Annotated in this window: 4 protein-coding genes; all 4 read right to left on the bottom strand. The window is 74.3% G+C overall.

Annotated elements, in window-relative coordinates; translation table 11 throughout:
* Positions 1-130: 130 nt before the first annotated feature.
* Complete coding sequence (locus tag ACFZDL_RS22550; RefSeq protein ID WP_014179368.1) at positions 131-334, bottom strand: MbtH family protein; 204 nt, start codon at positions 332-334, stop codon at positions 131-133.
* A gap of 89 nt (positions 335-423) precedes the next feature.
* The gene (locus ACFZDL_RS22545) at positions 424-7,578 is read right to left on the bottom strand and encodes an amino acid adenylation domain-containing protein (RefSeq protein WP_353593708.1); all 7,155 of its coding nucleotides are present in this window, start codon (positions 7,576-7,578) and stop codon (positions 424-426) included.
* Complete coding sequence (locus ACFZDL_RS22540; RefSeq protein ID WP_353593707.1) at positions 7,575-15,449, bottom strand: amino acid adenylation domain-containing protein; 7,875 nt, start codon at positions 15,447-15,449, stop codon at positions 7,575-7,577. The genes ACFZDL_RS22545 and ACFZDL_RS22540 overlap by 4 nt, the downstream gene beginning before the upstream one ends.
* A 2-nt stretch (positions 15,450-15,451) precedes the next feature.
* Positions 15,452-16,450 carry a 2,3-diaminopropionate biosynthesis protein SbnA gene (sbnA, locus tag ACFZDL_RS22535; RefSeq protein ID WP_353593706.1) on the bottom strand — a complete coding sequence of 333 codons (999 nt, stop codon included), beginning with the start codon at positions 16,448-16,450 and terminating at the stop codon, positions 15,452-15,454.
* Positions 16,451-16,457 lie beyond the last annotated feature (7 nt).

Genomic DNA, 16,457 nt, shown 5'->3' with positions numbered 1-16,457 from the left:
CTCCGTCGGGAAAGTGATGTGCGATGGGGTGGGGGGTTGGGTGGTGCCCTCGGGCGGACCGGCCCGGGCGGGACCGGTCCGCGTCGGTCGGGTGTCGGTCGGGTGTCGGTCGGGAGTTGGGCGGCCTGGTTCAGGCCGCGTCGATCAGGCTCTTCGGGCGCAGATCGGTCCAGGTGCGCTCGACATAGGCCAGGGCCTCCTCACGGCTGGTTTCGGCGAGTACCGCCGTCCAGCCGGCCGGGACCTCGGCGAACGCGGGCCACAGGGAGTGCTGGCCCTCGTGGTTGACCAGGACCAGAAAGGTTCCGGTCTCGTCGTCGAAGGGGTTTGTCATATCCGGATGCTTTCCTCTCTCGCTGTCTTGTTTCTGGCATGGGCATCCCTCGGAAGAAATTCACCATTCTCTTCGGGAAGTCTTCTCGGCTAGCCGCCGAGCGCTTCGGAAATGACTTTGGCGATATGGGAGGCGGGCTCCGGGCCCAGCATTCCGTCGTGGTCGGCGTCGACCTCGTGGCGGACGATGGCGCCCTCGATGTGCGCCGACCAGAGGTCCTCGGTCGGTGCGGACGGGGCGAGCCCCCGGGTGGCCGCGAAGAAGAGCAGGTCTCCGCGGTAGCGGCGCGGCCGGTGGGCCGAGCCCAGGCCGCTGAGGTGACGGATCACCTCGATGAGATGGCCCAGCTGTGCCTCGTCGAGCTCGGCGAGGGGATTGCCGTCCCGGGCGAGCAGTGCCAGCACCCCGGCGGCGTCCAGCTCGTCCCCGCCCTCGGCGCCGCCCCGCGGATCGAGGCCGCAGCGCAGCAGGATCTGGGCCAGCAGGGCCTGATCGCTCAGGTCCTCCTCCGGGTCGGACTCCGTCGCCGGGAAGCCGTCCAGGTCGGCCAGCAGCGCCACTTCGCGCCCCTGCTCCTGCAATTGGACGGCCATTTCATGGGCGACCAGCGCTCCGAAAGACCATCCAACAATATGGTAAGGGCCGTCCGGTTGGATTTCCAGCAGACTCCGGATGTAATCCGCAGCCATTTCCCTCACGGAGGCGGGCTGCTGAGCCGGTGACAGAATTCCACCCGCCTGGAATCCGTACACGGGAAATTCGGTGAGCGCGCCGGCCAGCTCCAGGAACGGCCAGGAGAGCCCGACCCCGCCGTGTACGCAGAACAGCGGCGGACGCGTCCCCTGGGAGCGGATCGGCAGCACCCGCGCGAACGCGTCGGGCACATCCGGCGCCGAGCCCGCCGCGGTGGCCGCCGTGGCCAGGCCCGCCACCGTCCGGTGCAGGAACACATCGGCGGGGGTGAGCCCGACGCCCAGTTCACGGGCGCGGCCGACCAGCCGGATGGAGCGGATGGAGTCGCCGCCCAGCTCGAAGAAGCTGTCCTCGGCGCCGACCCGGTCCAGGCCCAGTACCTCGGCGAAGGCCTGGCACAGCGTCTGTTCCAGCGGGGTGCGCGGCCCGCGGCCGGTGGCCGCGCGGGGCAGCCCCGGGGCCGGCAGGGCCTTGCGGTCCACCTTCGCGTTGGGCGTCAGCGGCATCCGCTCCAGCTCGGTGAGGAACGCCGGGACCATGTAGTCGGGCAACGCGCCCGCCAGATGGGCCCGCAGCTCCGCGAGGTCCAGACCGGACTCGCCGCGCGGCACGACGTACGCCGAAAGCCGCGGCTGACCAGGCTCGTCCTCGCGGACCGCGACCACCGCTTGTGCCACCCGCGGATGGCTCAGCAGCGTGGCCTCGATCTCGCCCAGCTCGATGCGGAAGCCACGCACCTTGACCTGGTGGTCCGCCCGGCCCAGATAGTCGAGCGTGCCGTCCGGCCGCCGGCGCACCAGGTCGCCGGTGCGGTACATCCGGGCGCCGGGCACCGGGGAGTTGGGGTCGGCGAGGAACCGCTGCGCGGTCAGGCCCGGCCGGTCGTGGTAGCCGCGGGCCGGGGAGGCCCCGCCGAGGTACAGCTCGCCGGTCACCCCGGCCGGCACCGGCCGCAGCGCCGCGTCCAGGACATACGCCCGGTTGCCGGCCAGCGGGCGGCCGATGGGCGGGGTGCCGGTGCCGTCCAGCTCGGCGGCGGTCGACCAGATGGTGGTCTCCGTCGGTCCGTACAGATTGGTCACCTTGCGCGCCGCGCCGTGCAGCGCGGTGGCCAGGTCCTGGCCGATCGCCTCGCCGCCGGTCAGCGCGTGCACCTCGCGCAGCGCCTCCGGGTGCCCGCCGACCAGGGCGTGCCACAGCGTCGGGGTGGCCTGCATCACGGTCGCGCGGGTCTCGACCAGCAGCGCGGCCAGCGCCCGCGGGTCCCGTACGGCCGCGGGCGGGGCCAGCACCAGGGTGGCGCCGGACAGCAGCGGGACGAACAGCTCCAGGTTGGCGATGTCGAAGCCGAAGGTGGTCACCGACACCAGCCGGTCGTCCGGGCCGAGGTCCAGCAGACGCGAGGTCTCGGCCAGGAAGTTGGCGAACGCGCCGAGCGGCACGATCACGCCCTTGGGGCGGCCGGTGGAGCCCGAGGTGTAGATGACGTACGCGGTGTGGCCGGCGGCGGGCGCGGCAAGCCGCTCCTGGGGCCGCAGATCCTCCCCCGGGAGGGCGGCGATCTCCGCCCGTGCCGACGGGTCGTCAAGCAGCAGGTGCGGCGTGGCGGCCGGCCCGGGCACCGCCCGCGCCACCTCGCGGTCGGTCAGGGTGAGCACCGGCCGGGCGTCCTCGACCATGGAGCGGATCCGGTCCGCCGGGTACGCGGGGTCGAGGGGCAGATACGCGGCGCCCGACTTGAGCACCGCGAGCGCCGCCACGACCATCTCGGGGGAGCGCGGCAGCGCGATGGCGACCAGCCGGTCGGGGCCCGCGCCCCGCGCGACCAGGGCCCGCGCCAGCCGGTTGGCCCGCTCGTTCAGCTCGCGGTAGCTCGTGGCCCGCCCCTCGAAGAGCAGCGCGGCATGGTCGGGCGCGGCCGCGGCCCGCGCCTGGAACCGCTCGTACAGCGGAGGCTCGGCGTCGTGGGCGGGCGCGCCGTTCCAGTCCACCAGCAGCCGCTCCCGCTCGCCCGGCAGCAGCGCGTCCGTCTCGGCGAGGCGGCCGTCGGGGGAGGCGGTGAGCCGGTCCAGCAGATGGGCCAGGCGGGCGGCCAGGGTGCGCGCGGTCTCCTCGGTGAACAGATCGGCGCTGTACTCCAGGCGCCCGGCGATCCCGCCCGGCGCCCCGGACCCGGTGTGCTCCTCGGCCAGGTCGAAGGCCAGGTCGAACCGGGCGCTGCCGGTGCGCGCCACCCCGGCCTTCCCCTCCAGACCGGGCAGTTCCAGCTTCGCCGCCGCGTTGTTCTGGAACGCCAGCATCGTCTGGAACAGCGGGTGCCGGGCCATCGACCGGGCCGGGGACAGGGCGTCCACCAGCCGCTCGAACGGCAGGTCCTGGTGGGCGAAGGCGGCCAGCGACGCCGAGCGCACCCGGCCCACCAGCTCCCGGAAGGTCGGATCGCCCGACAGGTCGCCGCGCAGCACCAGGGTGTTGACGAAGAAGCCGACCAGGTCGTCCAGCGCGTCGTCGGTGCGCCCGGCCACCGGCGTGCCGACCGGGATGTCCTCCCCGGCGCCCAGCTTGGACAGCAGCGTGGCCAGCGCGGCCTGCACCACCATGAACAGGCTCGCCCCGCACTCCCTGGCCAGCGCGGCGGCGCGGGCGTGGGTGGCGGCCGGGACGGTGAACTCCACCGTGCCGCCCCGGTAGGAGGGCAGCGCGGGGCGCGGGAAGTCGGTGGGCAGCTCCAGCTCGTCCGGCAGCCCGTCCAGCGTCTCGCGCCAGTAGGCCAGTTGCCTGGCGGCCAGGGACTGGGGGTCGCTCTCCTCGCCCAGCAGCTCGCGCTGCCACAGCGCGTAGTCCGCGTACTGCACCGGCAGCCGGCTCCACCTCGGCTCCTCGCCGCGCAGCCGGGCCGCGTAGGCGCGGCTGAGGTCCCGGGCCAGCGGGGCGTTGGACCAGCCGTCGCCCGCGATGTGGTGGATGACCGTGACCAGTACGTGGTCCTGCTTGCCCAGTGCGAACAGCGCGGCGCGGATGGGGAGTTCCCGCGACAGATCGAAGCCGCGCGAGGCGAACTCGGCGAGAGCGTCGTCCAGTTCGGATTCCGAGACATGGTGCACCGGCAGGGTGATCCGGACCCGGCGGCGGATGCGCTGGTACGGGCCGTCGGCCGCTTCGGGGAAGACCGTGCGCAGCGCCTCGTGGCGCATCACCACATCGCCGAGGGCGGCGCGCAGCGCGGGCCGGTCCAGCTTTCCGGTCAGCCGCAGCGTCCACGGCAGGTTGTAGGTGCCGGACGGGCCCTCGAGCCGCCCCAGGAACCACATGCGCCGCTGGGCGAACGACAGCGGCAGCCGCTTCGGGCGCTTCGCCGGGGTCAGCGCCGGCCGGGCCGCGTCCGCGCCGGTCAGCCGGGCGGCGAGCGCGGCGGGGGTCGGCGCCTCGAAGACCGTACGCAGCGGGACCTCCGCGTCCAGCAGCGACCGCACCCGGCTGATCAGCCGGGTCGCGAGCAGCGAGTGTCCGCCGAGGTCGAAGAAGTCCTCGTCGATGGAGACCCGGTCCAGGCCGAGCACCTCCGCGAAGGCCTGGCACAGCAGTTCCTCGCGCGGGGTGCGCGGGCCGCGCCCGGCCGAGGTGGTGATCTCGGGGGCGGGCAGCGCCTTGCGGTCCACCTTGCCGTTGGCGGTCAGCGGCAACGCGTCCAGCAGCACGAACGCGGACGGCACCATGTACTCCGGCAGCCGGTCGGCGGCCGACGCCCGCGCCGCCGCCGGGTCCGCCGCGCCCGCCAGATAGCCGACCAGCCGGCCCTCGCCCCGGGTGTCCTTCGCGACGTCGACCACCGCGTCGGTGACCTGGGGCACGGTGCGCAGCACGGCCTCGATCTCGCCGAGCTCGATGCGATGGCCGCGGATCTTGACCTGGTGGTCGCGCCGCTCCAGGAATTCGAGCCGCCCGTCGGCCCGCCGCACGACCCGGTCGCCGGTGCGGTACATCCGGGCGCCGGGCACCGGCGAGTACGGGTCGGCGATGAACACGGCGGCGGTGCGCCGCGGGTCGCGCAGATAGCCGCGGCCGACCCCGATCCCGCCGACGTACAGCTCACCGGGCACCCCGGCGGGCACCGGGCGCAGCCCGTCGTCCAGGACGTACAGGCCGGTGTTGCGGACCGCGGACCCGATGGGGGCCCGCACCCCGGGCACCTCGTCGGCGTCCCGGATCACCGCGTGGGTCACATCGTCCGAGCACTCGGTGGGCCCGTACGCGTTGACCAGCGGCACGCCGGGGAAGTACCCGAACCAGCGGCGGCACAGCTCGGCGGGCAGCGCCTCGCCGGTGACCACCAGCCGGCGCAGCCGCGTCAGATCGGGCACCGCCGCGCCCGCGTCCCAGCTGTCCAGGGCCGCCCGCAGCAGCGAGGGCACGACCTCCAGGATGGTGATCCGCTCCGGGCCGACCATCCCGAACAGCTCGGCCGGGTCGGCCGCCGTCCGCTTGGGCACCACCCGCAGCAGACCGCCCACGACCAGGGGGGACAGCATCTGCCACACCGAGATGTCGAAGGTGACGGGCGCGTTGTGCACGACCGTGTCACACGCGGTCAGATCCAGGTCCTCGACCTTGGCCAGCAGGTGGTTGACCATGCCGCGGCGGTGGACCATCGCGCCCTTGGGGCGGCCGGTGGAGCCCGAGGTGAAGATGACATACGCCAGGTCGTCGCCCGCCCCGGCCACCGGTGCCAGGTCGTCGGGCGCGTCGCGGTGGCCGTTCACCGTCAGGGCGGGCAGCGCGCCGCCCACCTCGGCGGCGAGCGCGGAGTGTTCGGCGTCGGTCAGCAGCAGGGCCACCCCCGCGTCCGCGACCAGCGCGGCCGTACGGGCCACCGGCGCCGTGACGTCCAGCGGCACCCACGCCGCGCCCGCGCCCAGCGTGCCGAGCACCGCCGTGACGAACCGGGCCCCGGGCGCGGCGAGCACGCCCACGAGCGAGCCGGGGCCGATGCCCCGCCCGGTCAGCTCCCGGGACAGGGCGCTGCCCCGGCCCACCAGCTCGCGGTAGTTCAGGGTCTCCCGGCCGTCGGTGACCGCCGGCGCCTCCGCCTGCTCTCGGGCCAGCGCCCGCACCCGCTCGACCACGTCCGCGAACGGGTCCTTCGGCGCCGGGTCGGCGGGCAGGTCGAGGACCCGCTCGCGCTCCCCGGGCAGCAGCGCGTCGAGCTGTCCGAAGGGCCGGTCGGGGTGGTCGAGGAGGGTGCGCAGCAGCCCCGTGAGCCGGTGCGACACCGCGGCCGCGTCCTCGGCCGTGTACAGGTCGGGGGCGTAGCCGACGTCCAGCCGCAGCCGCTCGCCGGGCAGCGCCATCAGGCTCAGCGGGTAGTGCGTGGCGTCCTTGGCCTCGAGCCCGGTGACGCGCAGCCCGGGGGCGGGCTCCGCCATCTGCGAGGGGTCCAGCGGATAGTTCTCGAAGACCAGCACGGTGTCGAAGAGTTCCCCGGCGCCGACGGCCTGCTGGATACGGGTGAGGCTCAGGTGCTGGTGCGGCAGCAGGGCGGTCTGCCGGTCCTGGAGCGCGGTGAGGATCTCGGCGAAGGAGCGGGCCGGGTCCAGGTCGACCCGGACCGGCAGGGTGTTGATGAACAGGCCGACCATCGTCTCGACCCCGGGCAGCCCCGGCGGCCGGCCGGAGACCGTGCCGCCGAAGACCACGTCGCGCAGCCCGGTCAGCGTGGAGAGGGTGGCCGCCCAGGCGCCCTGCACCACGGTGTTCAGGGTCAGGCCCCGGCCGCGCGCCCAGGCGGTGAGCTCGGCGGTGAACGCCTGGGGCAGCTCCACCGCGTGGTGTCCGGGCAGCGCCGCCTCACGCCCGGTCGCCGCCGGGGCCACCAGGGTCGGCTCGTCGAGCCCGGCCAGCGCCCCGCGCCACGCCTCCTCGGCCGCGGCCCGGTCCTGCCCGGCCAGATGCGCCAGATACGACTTGTACGGGGCGATGGGGGCGAGAGCCGCCGTGTCCTCGCCGTACAGCGTGAACAGCTCGCGCACGATCAGCGGCATGGACCAGCCGTCGAACAGCATCTGGTGTGCCGTCAGCACCACCCGGTACGACCCCCCGCCCAGGTTCATCACGATGAACCGCAGCAGCGGCGGGCGGTGTACGTCGAACCGCCGCACCCGGTCCTCGTCGGTGAGGCGCCGCGCCTCGGCGGCCCGCTCCTCGGGGGCGAGCGAGCGCAGATCGGTCTCTGTCCACGGCACCTCGACGGTGCGCGGGATCAGCTGCACCGGGTCGCCGTTCTTGCGGTAGCGGAACGCCGCCCGCAGATTCGGGTGGCGCCGCAGCAGGGCGGCGGCCGCGGCCTTGAGGCGGCCCGCGTCCAGCGGGCCCTCCAGGTCCAGCACCAGCTGGATGGCGTACACGTCGAGATCGGCCTGCTGCTCGTACACCGCGTGGAAGAGCAGCCCTTCCTGAAGCGGGGTCAGCGGCAGGACATCACTGAAGTTGGACCGCTTGGCGGTGCGCGCCGGTGCTCGTAGCGCGCCTTCCGGTTGACTCAGGGTTCCGCTCACAGGGACCACTCATCCATCTCGTCTTCGAACTCGTCGATCTCGTCCTGGCTCAGCTCCACCAGGTCGACATCGGAAGGGGTGTGCCCGCCCGAATCCGGGCTCTGGGCGTGCAGGGCCAGGGCCCTCAGCGCGCGGAACCAGCCCTCGGCGACGGCTCGCGCGTCGTCCTCCGCCAGGAGCTCGGCGGCCCACGTCCAGGCGGCCACCAGCCGCGGCCCGTCCGGGCCGTCCTCGGTGAGGGCGTTGAGCCCGAGTACGTGCGGCAGCGGCAGGTCCGGGTCCGCGCCGGCCGCGACCAGCGCCGCCTCCGGGGCGACGGACCAGTCCTCGGCCACCGGGGCGGGCAGCCGCCCCAGGTAGTTGAAGCCCAGCTGCGGCGGGTCGGCCGCGACCAGCTCGGGCGCGGTGTCCGGGGCGAGGCGCCGCAGCAGACCGTGGCCCAGGCCGTGGTCGGGCAGGGCGCGCAGCTGCTCCTTGACCGCCTTGAGGACGAGTCCGGCCGCGGGCCCGCCCGACCAGGCCTCGGCCCAGTCCGAGTTGTGCACGAGGTGCGAGCCCACCTCCAGCCGGACCGGGCAGGTGGTGGTGAACCAGCCGACGGTCCGGCTCAGGTCCACCCCCTCAGCGAACTCCTCCCGCCCGTGGCCCTCCAGCTCCACCAGCACGGCCGAGCTCTCCTCGCCCCTGCGCCGCCGCCAGTCGGCCACGGCCAGCGCCAGACCGGCCAGCAGCACGTCGTTGGCCTCGGTGTGGAAGGCGGCCGGCACCTCGGTCAGCAGCGCCGCCGTGGTGTCGGTGTCCAGGGACAGCCGCAGGGTGCGGGCGGTGGCCGTGGTGTCCCGGGCGCGGTCGAGCGGCCGGGTGCCCAGCGGCGGGTCGCAGGTGGCCGCCACCTCGCGCCAGTAGGGCAGTTCGGCGCCGCGGCGCACCGTGCGCGCCTCGGCCGCCAGCAGCCCCGACCAGTGGCGCAGCGAGGTGCCGACCGGCTGCAGCGCCACCGGTGTGCGGTGGGCGACCGCCTCGTACGCCTGGGCCAGGTCGGGCAGCAGGATGCGCCAGGACACCCCGTCGACGACCAGGTGGTGCATCGTCAGCAGCAGCCGCCCGGTGCGTCCGGGGCCCGCGTCGAACCACACGGCCTGGACCATGGCGCCGGCGCTCGGGTCGAGCCGGGCCTGGGCCGCGGCGGCCGAGCCGGTCACCGCCTCGGCCCAGGACTCCTCGGGCAGCGAGGCGATGCCGACGCGGCTCAGCAGGTCCTTGGCGCGCACCGCGCCCGGCTCGGCGATCCGCAGCGTCCAGCGTCCATCGGCTTCATCCAGCCGCATCCGCAGCGCGTCATGGTGGTCGAGCAGGGCCTGCAGCGCCGCGGCCAGGGTGGCCTGGGTGGCGCCGGCCGGGGTGTGTACGACGACCGCCTGGTGGAACCCGGCGAACTCCGCTCCCCGGGACAGCTCCTGGAGCCAGTGCACGATCGGGGTGGGCGTCAGGGTGCCGACGCCGTCGTCCGTGCCGAGGACCACCTGTTCGGCGGCCGGCTTGGCCGCGGCCGCGAGCGCCGCCGGGGTGCGGTGGGTGAACACGTCCTGGGCGGTGATCAGCAGCCCGGCCTTGCGGGCACGGCCCACCAGCTGGATCGAGACGATCGAGTCGCCGCCCAGGTCGAAGAAGCTGTCGTCGGCGCCCACCCGCTCCAGGCCCAGGACGTCGCCGAAGACCTGGCACAGCGTCTCCTCCTGCGCGGTGACCGGCGCCCGGCCGGTGGCGCGGGCCGTGAAGTCGGGCGCGGGCAGCGCCTTGCGGTCCAGCTTTCCGTTGCCGGTCAGCGGCAGGGCGTCGAGCGTGACGAAGGCGGCGGGGACCATGTAGTCGGGCAGCCGGTCGGCCAGCCGCTCCCGCAGCCGGGCCGCGTCCGGCGCCTCGTCCCCGGCCGGTACGACATATCCGACCAGGCGCTTGTCCCCGGGGCGGTCCGAGCGCACGATGACCGCGGCCTGCGCGATGCCGGGGTCCGCGAGCAGGGCGCTCTCGATCTCCCCGGGCTCGATCCGGAAGCCGCGCAGCTTGACCTGGTCGTCCGAGCGGCCGACGTAGTCCAGCGTCCCGTCGGGCAGCCAGCGCACCAGGTCCCCGGTGCGGTACATCCGCGCCCCCGGCTCCCCGTAGGGGTCGGCGACGAACCGCTCGGCGGTCAGCCGCGCCCGCCCCAGATAGCCGCGGGCAAGGCCGGCGCCCGCCACGTACAGCTCCCCGGTCACCCCGACCGGCACCGGCCGCAGCGCCGAGTCCAGCACCCGCACATGGGTGCCGGCCAGCGGGCGGCCCACGGGCGGCTTGACCGCCCCGGAGAGCGGTTCGCTGAGGGTGGCGCACACGGTGGTCTCGGTGGGCCCGTACGCGTTGATCATCCGGCGCCCGGCCGACCAGCGCTCCACCAGCTCGGGCGGGCAGGCCTCGCCCGCCGTGATGACCGTGATCCCCTCCGGCATGGGCAGGTCCTCGGGCCAGGCGGAGAGCACGGTCGGCGGCAGGCAGACCACGTCGATCCGGGCCTCGGCGATCAGCGCGGCGAGCGGTTCGCCGGGCGCCCGGTCCTCCTCGCCGGCCAGCACCAGCACCGCGCCGGTCAGCAGCGAGGTGCAGACCTCCCAGGCGGCGGCGTCGAAGCTGAACGAGGCGAACTGCAGCACCCGGACGCCCTCCCGCACCCCGAACGGCTCGCCTTGCGCGGCCAGCACCGCCACATTGGCGTGCGGTACGACCACGCCCTTGGGGCGGCCGGTGGAGCCCGAGGTGTAGATGACGTACGCCGGGTGCTGCGGGGTCAGCCGCGACCGCCGGTCGGTGTCCGTCGGGTCGTGCGCGGGGGCCGCGGCAAGCCGGGCGGCGGTCTGAGGCGAGTCCAGCGCGACGATGCCCTCCGTCCGCTGGAACGTTCCCGCTCGCTCCGCCGTGGTGAGCACCGCGGCCGGCCGGGCGTCGTCGACCACATAGTCGACGCGGTCCTGCGGATACGCCGGGTCGACGGGCAGATACGCCGCGCCCGCCTTGAGCACCGCCAGCACCGCCGCCACCGCCTCCACGGTGCGGGGCAGGACCAGCGCGACGGTGTCCTCGGGACCCACGCCGAGCGAGATCAGATGGTGGGCGAGCCGGTTGGCCCGCTCGTCCAGCTCCCCGTACGTGACCGGGCCCACGCCCGTGGCCAGTAGCGCCGTACGGTCCGGGTCCCGCGCCACCCGGGCGGCGAACAGCTCGGGGAGCGTGCCCGCTTCGGGGGCCTGGGCGCCGCCGCCGTCCCAGGTGCCGAGGATGCGCGCGGCCTCCTCGGGCAGCAGGGCGTCCAGCCGGCCCAGCGGCCGGTCCGGCTCGGCGGTGGCCTTGCGCAACAGCTCCACCAGCCGCTCGGCGATCACCGCCGCGCTCGCCTCGGTGAACAGGTCCGCGCTGTACTCCAGCTGTCCGCTGATGCCGCCGGGCGCGCCGGGCGCGTCGTCGGGGGAGCGCTCCTCGGTGAGCTCGAAGGCCAGGTCGAAGCGGGCGGTGCCGGTGGGCACCGGGGCCATCGTGGTGACCAGGCCCGGCAGTCCGAAGTCGGCGGGCGCGGTGTTCTGGAAGGCCAGCATCACCTGGAACAGCGGCTGCCGCGACAGCGAACGGGCCGGGCTGACCGCGTCCACCAGCGCCTCGAAGGGCACGTCCTGGTGGTCGAACGCCGCCAGGTCCGCGGCGCGCGCCCGCCCCACCAGCTCCCGGAACGTCGGGTCGCCGGACACATCGGTGCGCAGCACCAGCGTGTTGACGAGGAAGCCGACAAGACCCTCGAGCGCGGCCTCGCCTCGGCCCGCGACGGGCGTGCCCAGCGGGATGTCCTCCCCGGCGCCCAGCTTGGTCAGCAGCGCCGCCAGCGCGGCCTGCAGCACCATGAACACACTGGCCCCGGACGAGCGGGCCAGCGCCACCACGGCCGCGTGCAGCTCGGGCTCCAGGCGGAAGTCCACCATGCCGCCCCGGTAGGAGGGCAGCGCGGGGCGCGGGAAGTCGGTGGGCAGCTCCAGCTCGTCCGGCAGCCCCTCCAGCGCCTCGCGCCAGTACGCCAGCTGCCGCGCGGCCAGGCTGTCCGGGTCCTTCTCGTCGCCCAGCAGCTCGCGCTGCCACAGCGTGTAGTCCGCGTACTGGACCGGCAGCGGCCGGAACGCGGGCGCCCGGCCGCGCAGCCGCGCCGCGTACGCCTCGCGCAGGTCCTGGGCCAGCGGCAGCACCGACCAGCCGTCCCCGGCGATGTGGTGCAGCACGACCAGGAGTACGTGTTCCTCGTCGGACACCCTGAACAGCTCGGCGCGCAGCGGCAGTTCCGCCGCCAGGTCGAACGGGCGCGCCGCCCGCTCGGCCAGCAGCGACTCCAGCTCGTCCTCGGCAGCCTCGGTCACCGGCAGGCCGGGGCGCGCCACCTCGGCGGCCAGGACGAGCTGCGTGGCGCGCCCGTCCACCTCGGGGAAGACGGTACGCAGGCTCTCGTGCCGGGCGACCACGTCGGCCAGCGCCTCGGCCAGCGCCGCCGGGTCCAGCTCGCCGGACAGCCGCAGCGCGCGGGGCAGGTGGTAGGTGGCGCTGCGGTTGTCCAGGTGGCCGAGGAACCACAGCCGCTGCTGCGCGAAGGACAGCGGCAGTTCGGCGGGGCGGTCCGCCGCGACGAGCGCGGGCCGCGCCACTCCCGCGCCGTCCAGCGCGGCGGCCAGCCGCTCGACGGTGGGCGCGTCGAACAGGGCCTTGATGGGCAGTTCGATGCCGAGCAGCACGCGCAGCCGGCTGACCACCTTGGTGGCGAGCAGCGAGTGGCCGCCGAGCCCGAAGAAGTCGTCGTCGATCGACACCCGCTCCAGGTGCAGCACATCCGCGAACAGCTGGCACAGCACCTCCTCGCGCGGACCCCGCGGGGCGCGGCCCGAACCCGCCGCGGCGGCGGCGAAGTCCGGTTCCGGCAGCGCCTTGCGGTCCACCTTGCCGTTGACGGTCAGCGGCAGGGCGTCCAGCACCACGAACGCCGCGGGCACCATGTAGTCGGGCAGCGCGCCCGCCACCTTGTCGCGCGCGGCGACCACGTCGGCGGTGCCGGACAGGAAGGCCGCCAGCCGGGAGTTGCCCTCGCGGTCCACGGCCACGGTCACCACGGCGTCGACGACGCCGGGCACCTCGCGCAGCACGGCCTCGATCTCGCCGAGCTCGATGCGATGGCCGCGGATCTTGACCTGGTGGTCGACCCGCTCCAGGAACTCCAGCTGCCCGTCCGGCCGGTGCACCACCCGGTCCCCGGTGCGGTACATCCGGGCACCGGCCACCGGCGAGTACGGGTCGGCGACGAACACGGAGGCGGTGCGGCGCGAGTCGTCCAGATAGCCGCGGCCGACCCCGAACCCGCCGACGTACAGCTCACCGGGCACCCCGGCGGGCACCGGGCGCAGCCCGTCGCCGAGGACGTACAGGCTGGTGTTGCGCACCGCCGAGCCGATCGGCGCCCGCACCGGGCCCAGGTCGTCCTCGGAGCGGATGAACGCGTGGGTGACGTCGTCCGAGCACTCGGTGGGTCCGTACGCGTTGACCAGCGGCACACCGGGGTAGTGCGCGAGCCAGCGGCGGCACAGGTCGACCGGCAGGGTCTCCCCGGTGACCACCAGGTGGCGCAGCGCGGACAGTTCGGGCCGGGCCGCCCCGGTGTCCCACTCGTCCAGGGCCACCCGCAGCAGCGAGGGCACCACTTCGAGCACGGTGATCCGCTCGGCGTCGGCCAGCGCGAACAGCGTCTGCGGATCGCCGGCCACCTCGCGGGAGACCACCCGGGTGCGGCCGCCCACGACGAGCGCGGACAGCATCTGCCAGATGGAGATGTCGAAGGTCACGGGCGCGTTGTGGATCACCGAGTCGGCGGCGGTCAGATCCAGGTCCTCGACCTTGGCGAGGAGGTGGTTGACCATGCCGTGGCGGTGGACCATCGCGCCCTTGGGGCGGCCGGTGGAGCCCGAGGTGAAGATCACGTAAGCCAGGTCGTCGCCCTTGCCCGCAACCGGTAGAAGATCCGCCGCAGCATTCCCGGGGCCCTCCGCGCTCGGTTCGGTCGCGTCCAGCTCGATCACCTGCGGCCAGCCGCCGCACGCGGCCAGCACCTGATGGGCGAACTCCTCCTGGTCCCGGCCGAACAGCAGCGCCTGCGCCTCGCTGTCGGCCAGCAGGGCGGCCCCGCGGGCGACGGGGGCCCGTACGTCCAGCGGCACCCACGCGGCCCCCGCGCCCAGCACGCCGAGCACCGCGGTCACGAACGCCGCGCTGGGCCCCGCGGCCAGCGCGACCAGCGAGCCGGTGGTGAGCCCGGAGGCGGTCAGGGTGCGGGAGAGGGCGTCGGCGCGGGCGACCAGCTCGGCGTAGCCCAGCCGGGTCGCGCCGTCGTCGACGGCCACCGCGTGCGGCGCCAGCTCGGCCAGCTCCCGTACCCGCTCCACCACGTCCGTGAAGCCGCCGCCGCGCTCGGTGGCGTTCCAGTCGACCAGCAGCCGCTCCCGCTCCGCGGGCAGTGTGACGTCGACACGGCCCAGCGGAAGGTCGTCGGCGCCGTGGGCGAAGGCCTCGATGGCGGCGAGCAGCCGGTCCTGGTGGGCGGTCAGCTCGGCGTCGGTGTACAGGCTGGGGTTGGCGTCCAGGCGCAGCGTCCAGCCGTCGCCCGGTGCGTCCAGATAGATGATCTGCAGATCGGGCACCGGACCGGTGGACAGGTTGTGCAGCCGGCCGGTGCACCCGGCGCCGAAGGTGAAGTCCGCCCCGGACTCCAGCACATTGACCGTGGGCCCGTAGGTGGTGTCGGCGTCGCCCGTGAAGCCCAGCTCGCGCCGCAGCTCATCGCCCCGGTACCGCTGGTGGCGGACGGTCGCGCGCAGTTCGGCGGCCGTGTGCCGCAGCAGGTCGGCGCGGGTCATCGAGGGGCGCACCGACAGGGCCAGGGGCAGGAAGTTGGCGCGCATCCCGGGCACGGCCCGGGCGGTGGCCCCGGTCCTCGCGGGCACCGGGAGGGTCAGCAGCACCTCCCCGTCGCCACTGGCCCGGGCGGCCCACGCGGCGGTGGCCGCGATCAGCGTGGTGGGCCATGTCACCCGCGCCTCCCAGGCCAGCTCGCCCAGGCGCGCCACGGTGGCCGCGGGCAGCGGGGCGGTGCGGCGCAGGGTGTGGCGGGCGTGCGCCGGGCGCCGCCGGGACAGCCGGGTGGGCTCGGGGGCGGTGTCGGCGTTGAACCGTCCGGCCCAGTACCGGGCGTCGCGGGCGTGGGCCGGCGAGGCGAGGTACGCCTCCTCGTCGGCGAGCAGTTCGGCCAGCGGGGGCAGCGCGTCGGCGGCCGCCGCCTCGCCGTCCTCGTACAGCGCGGCCAGCCGCTGGTAGAACACCGAGCGGCTGTAGCCGTCCATCTGGATGTGGTTGGCCCGGGCGTAGAGCCGGGTGCGCCGCGGGCCGAGCAGATGCAGCTCGCTGTGGAACGCCTCGGGGCCCAGGGACGAGGGGAGCCGCAGGTCCTCGTGCATCCGGTGGCGGGAGGCCGCGTCGGGGTCGGGGGCGGCGCGGAAGTCCCGTACCGCGAGCGTCCGCTCCCCGAGCGGATGGACGCTCTGCACGGGCTCCCCGTCGCGCTCGGTGAACCGGGCCCGCACACACTCCGTTTCGCGGATCAGCTGCCACCAGGCGCGCTCGAACCGCGCCAGGTCCAGCGGCCCGTCCAGGTCGAGATGGTCGGCCATGGTGTAGACGGGGTTGTGGGGGTCGAGCGCTTGCGCGTACCACATCTCCCGTTGCGCACCGGAGAGCGGCAGCTCGAAAAGGTCGGTCTCTCTCATCGTCAGTGCACTCCTGATGTGACGGCGCCCGGACGGGGAGCCGGCTCCAGCGCGTCCAGGCCGTAGACGTCCCTGACCCAGGTGGGCCGGTAGATGGTGTCCAGGTAGCGGTCGCCGAGATCGGGCGAGATGGCCACGGCGGTGACGTCCTGACCGGGGCGGTGCTCGGCCAGCCACTTCACGGCGCCGTTGACGACGGTGCCGGTGGAGCCGCCGAACAGAAAGCCGCCGCGGGCCAGGGTGTGACAGGTGCGGATGGTCTCGATCTCCGGGACCAGCACCATGTCGTCGATGTACCGCTGGTCGAACAGGGCGGGCCGCACTCCGGCGCCGAGCCCCGGGATCATGCGGGGGCCGGCCGGGGCTCCGAAGGTGACCGAGCCGACGCTGTCGATGCCGACGACGGTGACGGGGGAGTTCGGCTGCGCCTTGAAGTAGCGCGCGCAGCCCATCAGGGTGCCCGTGGTGCCCGCCCCGACGAACAGCACTTCCAGGTTGGGGAACTGCTTTTCGATGGCGGGCGCGGTAGTGCGGTAGTGCGCCTTCCAGTTGTTCTGGTTGGCGTGCTGGTTCAGCCAGACGTAACGCGGATCGGTGGTGCAAAGACCGCGTACGAAATCGAGGCGGGCGCCGAGAAAACCGCCGGTGACGGACGGCTCGGTGATGACGTGCACCTCGCTGCCGAGTGATTCGATGACCTGCCGGGTCGACAGGTTGGTCCGTGAGTCCACCACACAGATGAACCGGTAGCCCTTGGCGGCGGCGATCACGCTGAGCGCCATACCGAGGTTTCCCGAAGAGGACTCGACCAGGATCGATTCGGGGCCCAGGAGCCCGCCGCGTTCCGCTGCTTCGATCATGGAAGCGGCGGCCTTGAGCTTCACTGAGCCGGCGAAGTTGAACCCCTCGCACTTCAGGTAGAGCGGATAACCGAACATCTCCCGCAGGTCCACGAAGAGGTCCTCTTCGTTGAACTCCTGCGGCGTCGTGATGATGGGCACGAGACCT

The organism is Streptomyces sp. NPDC007917 (genome assembly GCF_042959105.1).
Taxonomy (GTDB): Bacteria; Actinomycetota; Actinomycetes; order Streptomycetales; family Streptomycetaceae; genus Streptomyces.
The sequence above is the reverse complement of the archived record's forward strand: the minus strand, read 5'-3'. Positions and strand labels throughout refer to the sequence as shown.

What these genes read in the sequence shown, in the direction of transcription:
- ACFZDL_RS22550 (WP_014179368.1), bottom strand. Translation starts at nt 334, where the DNA reads ATGACAAACCCCTTCGACGACGAGACCGGAACCTTTCTGGTCCTGGTC.
- ACFZDL_RS22540 (WP_353593707.1), bottom strand. Translation starts at nt 15,449, where the DNA reads ATGAGAGAGACCGACCTTTTCGAGCTGCCGCTCTCCGGTGCGCAACGG.